Origin of the sequence: Chelativorans sp. ZYF759 (genome assembly GCF_012911015.1) — a bacterium.
Lineage (GTDB): Bacteria > Pseudomonadota > Alphaproteobacteria > Rhizobiales > Rhizobiaceae > ZYF759.
This window is the reverse complement of sequence record NZ_WVVV01000001.1, coordinates 1-12690: the sequence shown is the minus strand read 5'-3', so window position 1 is coordinate 12690 and position 12690 is coordinate 1. Positions and strand designations below refer to the sequence as shown.

Here is a 12690-nt window from a genome sequence, read left to right as displayed (position 1 = left end):
GTGGGTGGGATGGCGCCGGCGTCATCCCGCCTGTCTTCTTCGCACCCCCTTCTCCGTAACGGGAGAGGGTAGGACGCTCTTCCAGAACAGATCACCGCGTCTCCGATGCCCGAAACCGTCCTCAATCTCTCCTCCATTACCAAGCGCTTCGGAGCGCTGGTGGCGAACGACGCCATCAACCTTCGCCTCGCGAAGGGCGAAGTGGTGGCGCTTCTGGGGGAAAACGGCGCCGGCAAGACCACGCTGATGAATATCCTGTTCGGCCACTACGTGGCCGATGAGGGCAGTATCGAGGCCTTCGGTCAGCCCTTGCCACCGGGCGATCCCAAGGCGGCGCTTCAGGCCGGCATCGGCATGGTCCACCAGCACTTCACGCTGGCCGACAATATGAGCGTGCTGGAAAACATCGTTCTGGGCACCCAGAGCAAATGGTCCTGGCGGCTCGACCGGGCGGCAGCCGTCGCGCGCATTCGCAAGCTGTCGTCCGATTTCGGCCTGGCGATCGATCCGCTCGCGCCAGTCTCCTCGCTCGCCGTGGGTGAGCGTCAGCGGGTCGAGATCCTCAAGGCGCTCTATCGCGATGCGCGCATCCTGATCCTTGACGAGCCGACGGCCGTGCTGACGCCGCAGGAGACGGAGGCCCTCTTCGCCACGCTCAGGAAGCTGGTCGCCGAAGGGCTTTCCATCATATTCATATCGCACAAGCTCAACGAGGTCATGGCCGTCTCCGAACGGGTTCTGGTGCTGCGCGGTGGCTGGCTGGTGGGCGAACGCCGCACAGCCGAGACCACGCGACAGGAACTCGCCGCGCTGATGGTGGGGCAGGACGTCAAGATGCCGGAGCCGCGCCCGGCCAGCCCCGGCGAGCCGCTGCTCGTCTTCGAGAATGTCTCGACAGGTCAGCGCTCGGGCGGCAGCCGCCTCCAGAATTTGTCGTTCGAACTGCGCGCCGGTGCCATCACCGGCCTTGCCGGGGTCTCGGGCAACGGTCAGGGCGCGATTGCGGCACTGATCGCCGGGGTCGAGCGGCCAGCTTCGGGCCGTATCATCGTGAGCGGAAGGGAGATCGGCGACTGGTCGCCACGTGCGGCGCTTTCGGCGGGCATCGCGCGTATCCCCGAAGATCGGCACGCCGTCGGCAGCATCGCCGACATGTCGGTGGCTGAAAACGTCGTCGCTGAACGCTACCGGGAAAAGCCCTTCAGCCGGCGTGGCGTCATGGATTGGGCAAAGGCACATGAATTCGCGAGCCGGCTCATTGCCGATTACGACGTCAAGTGCCCGTCGCCGGACACGCGCATCAGGCTCCTGTCGGGCGGAAACATGCAGAAGCTCATCCTGGGCCGGGCACTCGATCCCGACCCGATCGTCATTCTGGCCAACCAGCCAACGCGCGGGCTCGATGTCGGCGCCGTCGCCTATGTTCATGGCAAGCTGCTTGAGGCGCGTGACCGCGGCGCGGCCGTCCTGCTCATCTCAGAGGACCTGGACGAGGTGCTGGCACTCTCCGACACTGTCATTGTCGCCTATCAGGGCCAGATCTCGATGCCATCCAAGCGCGGTGAACGTTCGGTGGCCGAACTGGGCGAACTGATGGCGGGTCATGGCATCGGGGAGGCCGCCTGATGCGGCTCGAAGCCAAGCCCATGCCCTCGCTCGCGCAATCGCTGGCCTATCCGCTCGGCGCCGTGGCGGTCACGCTGGTCATTGTCTCTGCGCTCGTCGTGGCCGCAGGCGCCTCGCCATTTTCCGTCTTCCAACTGGTGCTGGTGGGCGCGGCCGGGACCCCGTTCGCCGCGCTGGAGACTTTGACGCGCGCGACGCCGCTGATCTTCACGGGCCTTGCGGTCGCTGTCGCCTTCCGGGCCAAGCTGTGGAACATCGGCGCGGAGGCGCAGCTTTATGTCGGCGCAGTCGTCACCGTGGTGCTGGGTACCGGCGCGCTACCCCTGCCGGCGCCGATACTGATCCCGGTCCTGATTGTAGCGTCGATGATCGGAGGCGGCCTTATGCTGCTCGGCCCGGCCTTCCTGAAAGTCCGGCTGGGCGTGGACGAGGTCGTCACCACGCTACTCCTCAACTTCGTCGTGCTGCTTTTCGTTTCCATGCTCCTTGAAGGCGTGCTCAAGGACCCGATGGCGCTGGGATGGCCGCGTTCTGCAAGTGTCATCGCGGAGGCGCGGTTGCCCCGCGTGGTAACCGGGCTGCGCCTCCATTACGGCTTCGTGCTGGCTGTGGTTGCGGCGATCGCCGTCTGGTTCGTGATGAAGAAGACCACGCTCGGCTACGAGATGCGCGCCGTCGGCCACAATGCCGAGGCCGCGCGTTTTGCCGGCATTCCGGTCAACCGCGTGCTCCTGAAAACGGCAATGATCTCGGGCGGCCTGGCCGCGCTCGCCGGCTTCTCCGAGGTCTCGGGCACGGCGCGCAACCTCACCCTCGAGCTGTCGCCGGGCTACGGTTATACCGGCATCGTCGTCGCCATGCTTGCCATGCTCAACCCGCTCGGCGTCGTGGCCGCCGCGATCTTCGTGGCCGGCATTTTCGTTGGCGCCGACGCCATGAGCCGCACCGCCGGCGTGCCGAGCTACATCGCCAATGTGATGGTCGCCACGGCGCTGCTCACCATGGTCACCGCGATCATGCTGTCGCGTTTCCGGATCAGGTGGAGGTAGGGATGATCGGACCCGGTCGTGATGCGCCGCCTCCACCGCCTTCGGCGGTCCCCCTCCCCCGTAAACGGGGGAGGATTGAGGGCGCATATGGCCGCGACGGCCTATCCTCCCCTGCGAAGCGGGGGGTCCGAAGGACGGGCGAGGCAAGCGACTCGCCCCAAGGGACCATGCGAAGCATGGTGGAGGGGGCGCAGGTCCAGGTTCAGCCGTTCGGGGAATGCGCGTAATGGAAGCGCTCGAGATCCTCTTCACCGCCTCCTTCTGGGTCGCCGCCATCCGCATCGCCTCGCCACTGATCTTCGCCACCATGGGCGAGTTGATCTGCGAGCGGGCGGGCGTGCTCAATCTCGGCATCGAGGGCATCATGACGGCGGGCGCCTTTGCCGGCTGGTTCACCGTCTATTCGGGCGGCGATCTGTGGACGGGCGTGGCGGTCGCGGCGCTGGCAGGCGCCATGTTCGGCGCGCTGCATGCGACGCTGACCGTGCCGCTCGGGCTTTCCCAGCACGTGGTGGGCATCGGCATCACGCTGCTGGCGACGAGCCTGACCTATTTCGTCTACCGGCTCGTGCTGCCCGAGGTCACCTCGCCGCCGCGCATCGAGCCCTTCCGGCCGTTCGCCGTTCCCTACCTCTCCGATATCCCGCTGATAGGCCCGGCGCTCTTCAACCAGACGCCGCTCACCTATCTGGCCTTCATCACCGTGGGCCTCGTGGCCTGGGTGCTCTACCGCACGCCGCTGGGGCTCGCGGTCCGGGCGGCCGGCGAGAACCCGGCCGCCGTCGAGGCGCAAGGCATGTCGGTCACCGCCATCCGCATGGGCGCGGTCATGGTCGGCAGCGCGCTGATGGCCGTCGGCGGCGCCTTCCTGACCATGTCGGCCTTTTCCTCCTTCTTCTTCGAGATGGTCAATGGCCGCGGCTGGGTGTGCATCGCGCTGGTGGTGTTCGGCTCGTGGCGGCCGGGCAAGGCGCTTCTGGGCGCCATCCTGTTTGCCGCTTTCGACGCCTACCAGATCCGCCTTCAGCAGGTGGCCGAAGGCATCCCTTACCAGCTGTTCCTGATGATGCCCTATGTGCTGTCGATCCTGGCGTTGATCGTGATGTCGCGCCGCGCGTCCTATCCCAAGGCGCTGATGGTGCCGTACCAGAAAGGCGAGAGATGAGCTTCGACATGATCGTCAGAGGGGGCACGCTGCCCGATCGGACAAAGGCGGATATAGCCATTCGCGGCGACCGCATCGCGGCGGTCGAGCCGGATATCGAGGCGGAGGCCGGCCAGGTGGTCGACGCCTCGGGTTGCCTCGTGTCGCCGCCCTTCGTCGACCCGCATTTCCACATGGATGCGACGCTCTCCTACGGCATCCCGCGCATCAACAAGTCCGGCACATTGCTGGAAGGCATCGGCCTGTGGGGCGAACTGAAACCGCTTCTCACGCATGAGGCGGTGAAGGAGAGGGCGCTCGCCTATTGCGACTGGGCCGTCTCGATGGGCCTGCTCGCCATCCGCTCGCATGTCGACACCTGCGACGACCGCCACCTCGCCGTCGAGGCGCTGCTCGAGGTTAAGAAGGAGGTTGCTTCCTATATCGACCTGCAACTCGTCGCCTTCCCGCAGGACGGATTCTACCGTTCGCCGACGGCGCGCGAGAATACCATCCGCGCGCTCGACATGGGCGTCGAGGTAGTCGGCGGCATCCCGCATTTCGAGCGCACGATGGAAGATGGCCGTCGCTCGGTGACCGAACTCTGCGAGATCGCCGCCGAGCGCGGACTTCGCGTCGACATGCATTGCGACGAGACCGACGATCCGATGTCGCGCCATGTGGAGCAGCTTGCCTACGAGACGCAGCGGCTCGGGCTCCAGGGCCGCGTCAACGGCTCGCATCTCACCTCCATGCACTCGATGGATAATTATTACGTCTCCAAGCTCCTGCCGCTGATGGCAGAGGCGCAGGTTTCCGCCGTGCCCAACCCGCTGATCAACATCGTCATCCAGGGCCGCCACGACACCTATCCCAAGCGCCGCGGCATGACCCGCGTGCCGGAGATGCTGGCCCATGGCATCCGCGTCGGCTTCGGCCAGGACTGCGTGCTCGACCCCTGGTACCCACTCGGCACGGCTGACATGCTCGATGTCGCCTTCATGGGCCTGCACGTGGCGCAGATGACCAGTCCCGCCGACATGAAGCGCTGCTTCGATATGGTGACCGTCGAGAACGCCGCGATCATGGGGCTCGATGATTACGGGCTGTCAGCCGGCAAGAAGGCCAGCCTCCTGGTGCTGGACGCCGCCGATCCCGTTGAGGCCATCCGGCTGCGAGCCCAGCGTCTCTGCGTCATCGCGAGTGGAAAAATCGTTTCCGAGCGACCAGCCGCACATGCCCGGCTTCGGCTGCCGGGCCGCCCTGACCTCGTCTCCCGGCGCCACGAGCATTAGCGTTCAGGGCCAGTCCGCGAAGCGCTTCTGCTGGGGGCTCTGACCGTCGGCGCGCGACTTCACCATGAGTTCGCGATAGCGGCTCGGCGCCATGCCGGTCATACGTTTGAAGAAGCTGGAAAAATGCGCTGGATCGTTGAAGCCCAGTGAATGGCCGAGTTGCTGGATGGTGATGGACGAGCGCTCCATGCGCTGCACGGCCTCCTGGGCGAGCCTTTCCGAGACGAGCGCCTTGGGCGGTTTGCCGATGCCGGTGGTGCAGATCGCGTGCAGCCGGTCGGAGGATATGCCGAGCGCATCGGCATACTGACCGATCGTCCAATGCGCCCGGAAGTTCATCTCCACCAATTGCCGGAAACGCTGCAGGAGGCCCGCCTTTTCGCCGACGCCAGGCAACATCAACTCGCTGCCGCTGGATTGGCGCAGCATCACCACAAGGATAATGCGCAGGAGCGCAGACAGGAGCAGCGAGGAGGCCTCACGCGGCAGCTGGTTCTCGAGCGATACAGCGTTGAAACAGCGCTCCAGCACCCCGATCTGGTCCGGTGCGCCCGCCAGTGAGAGCACGAAATCCCTGTCGACCAGATAGCGCAGGTCCACCGATTCCGGCAGATCGCCGATCGACGCGATGATGAGGTCGTTGGAGATGGTGCCGCGAAACCCCGTCGCGCCCGCCTCCGTGCGCAGCCGGCCGGGCTTCAGGTCGCCCAGCCAGAGCAGCGCTGGCGATGCGATCGCGTATCGCGTCTCGACCTCAGCCTCGCCGGAGCCGTCCAGAAGCAGGACCACCTGTCGTTCGGCCTCCGCCGGCCGCCGGTTGAAGGACCAGAAGCGCGCATGCAGGCTGCTGTCGATCCTTTCCACGCGCATGGCAATTGCCTCCATACTGGCAGCCGGGCTTATGCCCATTCGCCGAGAATCGATCAGGGTTACCATTTTCCCGCAAGTGATAGCCAGTTTTTTGCATTCTCGTCGGCATCGTTTGGAGGTGTTGTAGCTGGGACGAAGAACTGCGCGCTGGGCCGGGAGCGAGAAGGCCAAGCCTGTGCAGCCGAATATTCGTCAAGGGAGGCTTGCATTGAACGACCAGGCGTCAATCAAGACGCAGGAAGCCGTCATGTCCGACGGTCCCTATCTCGAACGGGCGAACCCCGTTTCGGGCGAGGTCGTCACGCGCGTGCCGGCGGCCACCGTCGCCGATGCGCGCCATGCGGCCAATGTCGCGGCTTCCGCCTTTCCTGCGTGGTCGAGCATGTCGCCGTCAGCGCGCCGCGAGATCATCATGCGCGCCGCCGACATCATGATCGAGCGATCGGAAGACGTCATCGCCCTCATCTGCGCGGAAACCGGCGGAACGCGGGCCTGGGGTGAACTCAACATCAGGCTCGGCGCCTCCATCCTCCGTGAGGCCGCCGCCATGACCACCCAGATTTCCGGCGAGGTCATTCCGGCAGACCGCCCTGGCTCGCTCGCGATGTCGGTACGCCAGCCCTGTGGTGTGGTGCTGTCCATGGCGCCCTGGAACGCGCCCATCGTACTCGGCTGCCGCGCACTCGCCACGCCGCTCGCCTGCGGCAACACCGTCGTCTTCAAGGCCTCGGAGTTCTGCCCCGGGGTCCATTCGCTGCTGGGGGACATCTTCGCCGCCGCTGGCCTGCCCGATGGCGTCCTCTCGATCCTCCACACGCCGGATCGTTCGGCGGCCGAGGTGGTGGAAGCCCTCATCGCGCATCCGGCCGTTCGCCGGATCAATTTCACCGGCTCCACGCGCACCGGCCGGGTCATCGCCGATCTCTGTGCCCGGCACCTGAAAAGAGCTTTGCTGGAACTGGGCGGCAAGGCGCCGCTCATCGTTCTGGACGATGCCGATCTGGACGAGGCGGCCCGCGCGGCGGCTTACGGGGCCTTCGCCTTCCAGGGCCAGATCTGCATGTCGACCGAGCGCATCATCGTTCATGACGACGTGGCCGATGCCTTCATCGAACGGCTGGCAGACCTTGCCAATTCGATCACCGCCGGTGATCCGCGCACGGAAGGCAGCCGCATCGGGCCGCTGATCGGCGAACACGCCGCCATCCGCGTGAAGGGATTGATCGACGATGCCCTGCAGAAGGGTGCGCGCCTGATCGCCGGCGGCAGCCAGCAGGGCGCCTGGGTCGATGCAACGGTGCTCGACGGCATCACGCCCAACATGCGCGTCTATCACGAGGAGACCTTCGGGCCGGTCGCCTCGCTCATTCGCTTCGTGGATGTCGATGAAGCCGTTTCGATCGCCAATGACACCGAATACGGCCTCTCGGCCGCGGTCTTCGGGCGGGACGTCACGCGGGCGCTCGATGTGGCGCGGCGACTGGAGACCGGCATCTGCCACATCAATTCCTCGACGATCCATGACGAGCCACAAATGCCTTTCGGCGGCGTCAAATCGTCGGGTTACGGCCGTTTCGGCGGCAAGGCGGGCATAGAAGAATTCACCGAGTTGCGGTGGCTGACGATTCAGACCGGAAAGGTCGACTATCCGATCTGAGATTACGGCATGCGGGATACCCGCTTGCAACTATCCAGTGAGACGAAAGGGAGGAAGACATGATCAGACGTACATTCCTGGCACTTGCGGCATCGGCTGCGGCGCTGTCATTCGCCGGTGCGGCATCCGCCGACACCATCAAGATCGGCGCCAGCGCGCCGAAGTCGGGCCCGCTGGCGGGCGGCGCCGCCATGACCCATTGGCCGAACGTCCACATGTGGGTGAACGAGGTCAACGAGCGCGGCGGCCTGCAGGTGGGCGATCAGCAGATGCAGATCGAACTGATCGAGTATGACGATCAGACCAGCGCCGAAACGGCCATTCAGAACATCCAGCGCCTGGCAACCCAGGATCAGGTCGATTTCCTCATCACGCCCTACTCGACCGGCATCAACGTCGCCACGGCGCCGATGATCGCCCAGTACGGCTATCCGCACATCACCACGAGCGCGGCGACCGATGGCGTGGCTGAGTTCGCCGAGCGCTGGCCGAACTCGTTCTGGATGCTCGGCACGGCTACGCAGCTCGCCGAGGGTGCCGTCCAGACGCTGATCAAGCTTCGCGACAATGGCGACATTGGCGACACCGTTGCCTTGGTACACGTCGCCGACGCCTTCGGCCTCGAACTGGTGAACGCGGCCAAGGGCGAACTCGAAGAAGCCGGTTTCGAGATCGTCTACGAAGCCTCATATCCGCTCGGCACCCAGGACGTGGCTCCCATCATCAGTGGTGCTGCTGCCGCCAATCCTGATTCCTTCGTGGCGTTCTCCTATCCGGGCGACACCTTTGCGCTCACCGAGCAGGCCCAGATTCAGGGCCTCGACGTCGGCGCGTTCTACACCGGCGTCGGCACTGCCTTCCCGCCTTATGTCGGCCGGTTCGGTGCAGCAGCCGAGGGCGTCCTCGGCATCGGCGGCATCAATGTCGAAGATCCGAAGATCGCCGACTACATCGAGCGGCACAATGCGTCCGCTGGCGCCGGTCCCGACTTCTGGGCCAGTGCCACGACCTATGCGGGGCTGCAGGTCCTCGAGCAGGCCATCGAGGCTGCAGGGACGATCGACCGGGCCGAGGTGATCGAGGCGATCAAGTCGGGCACCTTCGATACGGTCATCGGCGAAGTGACCTTCGAGAACAACGTCAACCCGAACGTCTACACCACGGGCCAGTGGCGCGATGGCGTCTTCGTGGCGGTTGCGGCCGATGGTCTCGACGTCTCCGCAGAGCCGGTTCGCAAGGAAGGCTGGGAGTAATCTCCCGCTACTGATCAACAAAACGCGTCGGCGCGGTCCTCCGCGCCGACGTCTCGATGGGGCAACAGAGTGAAGACATGACCATCCTTGTCACGGGCATATTGCTTGGTGGAACCTACGCACTGATCGCCATGGGCCTCACGCTGCAATACGGCGTGGCGCGCATCATGAATCTCGCCAATGGCGAGACCTTCGTGGCGGCCTGCTTCATCGCCTTCTGGCTGTTCACCGCCTACCATATCAACCCGCTCCTGGGTCTGCTGGTCATCGCGCCTCTGGCCTTCGTCGTGAACGGCGCGATCTACTGGTTTCTCCTGAAGCCGCTGGTCGACCGGGCCAAGAACCGTGGTCAGTTGGAGGTGGATTCCATCCTCGCGACCTTCGGTCTGCTTTTCCTTCTCCAGGGCCTGATGATCCTCGGCTTTGGCGGCGCCTATTTCTCCTACACGTTCCTGGCCGAGCGCTTCGTGATCCTCGGCAGCGCCTATGGGCTCAATCGCGTGGTGGCCTTCGCTGTCGCCGCGATCATCGCCGCGGCGCTCTACGTCTATCTTTTCCACACAAGGCAGGGCACCGCCGTGCGCGCGGTTGCGGTCGATCCGACCTCTGCAAATCTGGTCGCGATCGATGTGGCCAGAACTGCCATGATCGCATTCGCGCTGGGGGGCGCGCTGACCGCCTGCGGGGGTGCGTTGCTGTCGACCTTCTATACCTTCAATGCCTCGATGGGCGTGGTCTTCACCATGAAGGCGCTTATCATCGTGATCATGGGCGGCGTCGGCGACGTGCGCGGGGCCGTCATCGCGGCCATGGTTCTCGGGATCACCGAGACGGCGGTGGCGACCCTGATCGACCCGGGGCTGACGCTTGCCGCAACCTATGCGCTTTTCATTCTCGTCCTGATGGTCCGGCCGCAGGGCATCTTCGGAAGGCAGCAATCATGACGCGGCTTACCACCGAGGAAATCCGTATCGGCGTCATCGGTGCCGTCGTCGTGGCGCTGGTCGCACTCCTGCCCTTCTTCGACAACGGCTTCTATCTGTCGCTGACGGTCAACATCATGCTCTACGCGGCTTTGTGCACCGCCTGGACGCTGTTTTCCGGCCCGACCCACTACGTGTCGCTTGCCACCGCGGCCTTCTTCGGCATTGGCACTTACGCGGTGGGTCTGGGCATCGACCATCTGCCGTTCCCCGTGCTTGTCGGCGTCGGCGCCGTTGCGGCCGCCCTTCTCGCCGGCATTGTCGGCGCGGCCACCTTGCGCATATCGGGTGTCTACTTCGTTGTCTTCACGCTCGGTCTTGCGGAACTCGTGCGCCAGCTCGTCTCCTGGTCGCAGTCGAAATTCACCGGCCGCATGGGCCTCTATGTCTTCACCGACATCCGCGAGATGCACATCCTCTGGATGTTGCTGGCGCTCACCGTGGTCGTGTTCCTGACCGGCTGGCTGATCAACCGCTCGCGGCTCGGCTTCGCGATGGAGATCATCGGCAATGACGAGACGGTCGCCAAGCACTCGGGCATCGACACCGCCCGCGCCAAGATCCTGCTGTTCATGATTTCGGGCGCCTTCATCGGCATCGCCGGGGCCATCATGGCGCCGCGCTACGCCTATATCCAGCCGCCCTCCGCCTTCAATCCCATGATCTCCTTCCTGGTCGTCATCATGGCGCTGCTCGGCGGCACGAAACGGCTATGGGGGCCGCTCGTGGGCGTCATCCCCTTCACCATCCTGATGGACATCGTTTCGTCCCGTTTCCCCAACCACACCTACATCGTCATGGGCATTGCCTTTCTGGCGATCGTCTATCTGTTGCCGAACGGCGTGACCGGACGGCTCGAACAGCTGCGCGAGAGGTTGCGCCATCGCCAGCCCAAGCCCGAGGCGGTGAGCGAGGAGAAGCCCGCATGAGCACGCCGGCCCTCACCGTCAACGCCGCCCGCAAGCAGTTCGGCGGCCTGGTCGCCGTCAACGACGTCGATTTCGAGGTTCGCGAGGGCGAGCTTCTGGGACTGATCGGACCGAACGGCTCCGGAAAGACCACGATGCTCAACCTTATCTCGGGAGCCCTCAAGCCGACCGCCGGCGAGATCCGGCTGGGCGCCGAGCGCATTTCCGGCAAGTCGCCGCACGAGATCGCCCAGAAGGGCGTGGCCCGCACCTTCCAGCTCGTGCGCGTCCTGCCATCCATGTCGGCCGAGCGCAACGTGATGGCGGGTGCCGTGTTCGGGCATGCCCGCCTGTGGGGCGACGAGGCGCGCGACGTGGCGCGCGACCTCCTGGCCCGTGTCGGGCTGGAAAAGCGGGCCCATCTGCCGGTCTCCGCGCTCACCTATATCGATCAGAAGCGTATCGAACTCGCCCGTGCGCTCGCCTCGAACCCGAAACTCCTGCTGCTCGACGAGTGGCTGGCCGGCCTCAATCCGAGCGAGCTCCAGATCGGCATCTCGCTGATCGAGGAACTGGGTAATGAGGGGCGTACCATCATCATGGTCGAGCACGTGATGGACGCCATCCGTGCCCTGTGCGACCGCTGCGTGGTCATGAACACCGGCCACAAGATCGCGGAGGGAGAGGTCGGCGCGGTGCTGTCGGATCCAGAGGTGATGCGCGCCTATCTGGGAGACGACGAGGATGCTTGAGATCCGCAACGTGGGTGTGCGCTACGGCCACCACCTGGCCCTTGAGAGCGTCTCGGTCAAGGTCGAGAAGGGCGAGATCTGCGTCATCCTGGGTGCCAACGGCGCCGGCAAGTCGAGCCTGCTCAAGGCCATTTCCGGCATGGTCAAGGTCGAGGCCGGCAGCGAGATCGTCATGAACGGCAAAACGATCACCGGGATGAGACCGCACCGGATCGTGGAGGAGGGCATCGCGCTGGTGCCGGAGGGCCGCGGCATCTTCGGCGATCTGACGGTGGGCGAGAACCTGCAGCTGGGTGCCTTCGCGCGCCGCGCCCGCAACCTCGAATCCGCCACGCTGAAGCGCATCTACGAGCTGTTCCCGCGACTGGCCGAACGCAAGGGCCAGGTCGTGCGCACCATGTCGGGCGGCGAGCAGCAGATGGTGGCCATCGGCCGCGCGCTGATGTCGAAACCCAACATCCTGATGCTGGACGAACCCTCGCTCGGCCTGTCGCCGCTGCTCACCAAGGACCTCTTCAAGTCGCTGCGCGCCATCGCGGCGACCGGCGTCGGGATCCTGCTCGTCGAGCAGAATGCCAAGCAAAGCCTGAAGATCGCCGATCGCGGCTATCTGATCGAGAACGGGCTCATCACCGGCGAGAACACGGCCGCCGCGCTGGCCGAGGACCCGGCGGTGATCAACGCCTATCTCGGCGGCGCCACCGAGAAGAAGCCGCAGACGGCAAGCCGCAAGATCAGGCTGCCGGCTCCCTTCGCGCTGCCGTCGACGCTCGAGGCGATGGGCCGCTTCATGGGCGAACTGGCAAGCCGCGCCGGCGCCATCCAGGCGGCCTTCATCCGCTTCGTGCGGCGCGAGGCAAGCGTCCCGAGCGCCTTTGTCGGCCGGTACGACGCGAAGGCTGGCGGCGACCCCTTTGCGGAGATCGCCGCCCCCGCCCATATCCCAGCTGAGAGGAGCAGGCCGATGGTTTCCAACGACGCCCAGACCCTGTCGACCGATGCCGGCCGGCTTGCGCACGCGGCGGGCGAGCGGCTCGCCCGGCATGTCCGCTCGCAGCGCCTTTCCGGCCCGCGGCCGAGCGCTTTCGCCCACATGCCGGAAGGCGACGCGCAGGCGTCCGAGACGCCACCCGCGCCCGCCGCTCCGGCGTCG

The 12690-nt window shown here is 65.4% G+C and carries 11 protein-coding genes; 10 read left to right on the top strand and 1 reads right to left on the bottom strand.

Features of this window, described 5'->3' with window-relative positions; genetic code table 11:
* Positions 1-105: 105 nt before the first annotated feature.
* The 4 genes from GRZ55_RS00055 to GRZ55_RS00040 all read left to right on the top strand — a co-directional run bounded on the left by GRZ55_RS00055 (position 106) and on the right by GRZ55_RS00040 (position 5114).
* Positions 106-1626, top strand: a complete 1521-nt coding sequence (locus GRZ55_RS00055; RefSeq protein ID WP_169284846.1) for an ABC transporter ATP-binding protein — start codon at positions 106-108, stop codon at positions 1624-1626.
* The gene (locus GRZ55_RS00050) at positions 1626-2675 is read left to right on the top strand and encodes an ABC transporter permease (protein ID WP_169284845.1); all 1050 of its coding nucleotides are present in this window, start codon (positions 1626-1628) and stop codon (positions 2673-2675) included. Before GRZ55_RS00055 ends, GRZ55_RS00050 begins: the two co-directional genes overlap by 1 nt.
* A gap of 226 nt (positions 2676-2901) precedes the next feature.
* Positions 2902-3840 carry an ABC transporter permease gene (locus GRZ55_RS00045; protein ID WP_169284844.1) on the top strand — a complete coding sequence of 313 codons (939 nt, stop codon included), beginning with the start codon at positions 2902-2904 and terminating at the stop codon, positions 3838-3840.
* Positions 3837-5114, top strand: coding sequence for an amidohydrolase family protein (locus GRZ55_RS00040; protein ID WP_169284843.1), 1278 nt, complete (start codon positions 3837-3839; stop codon positions 5112-5114). The genes GRZ55_RS00045 and GRZ55_RS00040 overlap by 4 nt, the downstream gene beginning before the upstream one ends.
* A 3-nt stretch (positions 5115-5117) precedes the next feature.
* Here the strand turns inward: GRZ55_RS00040 and GRZ55_RS00035 are convergent, their stop codons facing one another.
* Positions 5118-5984 carry an AraC family transcriptional regulator gene (locus tag GRZ55_RS00035; protein ID WP_169284842.1) on the bottom strand — a complete coding sequence of 289 codons (867 nt, stop codon included), beginning with the start codon at positions 5982-5984 and terminating at the stop codon, positions 5118-5120.
* A gap of 247 nt (positions 5985-6231) precedes the next feature.
* Between GRZ55_RS00035 and GRZ55_RS00030 the strand changes: the two genes are divergently transcribed.
* The 6 genes from GRZ55_RS00030 to GRZ55_RS23675 form a co-directional block, all read left to right on the top strand.
* Positions 6232-7641 carry an aldehyde dehydrogenase gene (locus GRZ55_RS00030; protein ID WP_169285529.1) on the top strand — a complete coding sequence of 470 codons (1410 nt, stop codon included), beginning with the start codon at positions 6232-6234 and terminating at the stop codon, positions 7639-7641.
* 59 nt (positions 7642-7700) lie between these two features.
* Complete coding sequence (locus tag GRZ55_RS00025; protein ID WP_169284841.1) at positions 7701-8894, top strand: amino acid ABC transporter substrate-binding protein; 1194 nt, start codon at positions 7701-7703, stop codon at positions 8892-8894.
* A 77-nt stretch (positions 8895-8971) separates the two neighbouring features.
* On the top strand, positions 8972-9838 hold the full coding sequence (locus GRZ55_RS00020) for a branched-chain amino acid ABC transporter permease (protein WP_169284840.1): 867 nt from the start codon (positions 8972-8974) through the stop codon (positions 9836-9838).
* A complete protein-coding gene (locus GRZ55_RS00015) occupies positions 9835-10806 on the top strand; it encodes a branched-chain amino acid ABC transporter permease (protein WP_169284839.1) in 972 nt (323 codons plus the stop codon). The genes GRZ55_RS00020 and GRZ55_RS00015 overlap by 4 nt, the downstream gene beginning before the upstream one ends.
* A complete protein-coding gene (locus GRZ55_RS00010) occupies positions 10803-11537 on the top strand; it encodes an ABC transporter ATP-binding protein (protein WP_169284838.1) in 735 nt (244 codons plus the stop codon). The genes GRZ55_RS00015 and GRZ55_RS00010 overlap by 4 nt, the downstream gene beginning before the upstream one ends.
* Positions 11530-12690: ABC transporter ATP-binding protein (locus GRZ55_RS23675; protein WP_210257160.1), on the top strand; the 1161-nt coding region annotated here is incomplete at its 3' end. The genes GRZ55_RS00010 and GRZ55_RS23675, both read left to right, overlap by 8 nt.